This is a genomic window from Blautia sp. DFI.1.216, from assembly GCF_020594215.1.
Lineage (GTDB): Bacteria > Bacillota > Clostridia > Lachnospirales > Lachnospiraceae > Blautia_A > Blautia_A wexlerae.
Genome location: NZ_JAJDML010000164.1, coordinates 1 through 592, shown reverse-complemented (window position 1 = coordinate 592; position 592 = coordinate 1). Strand labels below are relative to the sequence as shown.

The following is a 592-nucleotide window of genomic DNA, read 5'->3' as shown; positions in this document are numbered from 1 at the left end:
AAGATTTTAATAACGATTCTCTTCGCAAAATCAAGTCCGACAAAGCTGATTCTGTCAAGATTGCCCGCTACGCTCTTGACAAATGGCAAAGTCTTGAACCGTATAGTATTACAGATGAATTACGCGCTCAGCTAAAGGTCATGAATCGTCAGTTCCATTTCTATGTGAAACAAAAAACGGCTATGAAAAATAATCTTATTGGCCTCATTGACCAGACCTATCCAAATGCAAATACTTATTTCAATAGTCCCACCCGCAGTGATGGTTCCCAGAAATGGGTTGATTTTGTCTCTACATACTGGCATGTAGATTGCATTCGTAAAATGTCTCTAAACGCTTTTGTTGAACATTATCAGAACTGGTGCAAGCGCAAAAAATATGCCTTCAATAAATCAAAAGCGGAAGAAATTTACACCAAAACAAAGGAACTTGTTCCAGTATTTCCTAAGAATGAAATAACCAAACATATCATCAGACAAGCTATCGATCAGCTCAACAGTACTTCCGTTACTGTCGAAACAATACGCACTCTCATGAACGAGACTGCCTCAAAGCTTCCTGAATACTCAATTGTCATGCAGTTTAAAGGGAT

General features: G+C 38.3%; 1 protein-coding gene. It reads left to right on the top strand.

Translation table 11 applies throughout. The features are described from left to right. Positions 1–592, top strand: a 592-nt coding sequence (locus LJE11_RS19240) for an IS110 family transposase (RefSeq protein WP_227296418.1), incomplete at both ends; no start/stop codon positions are given.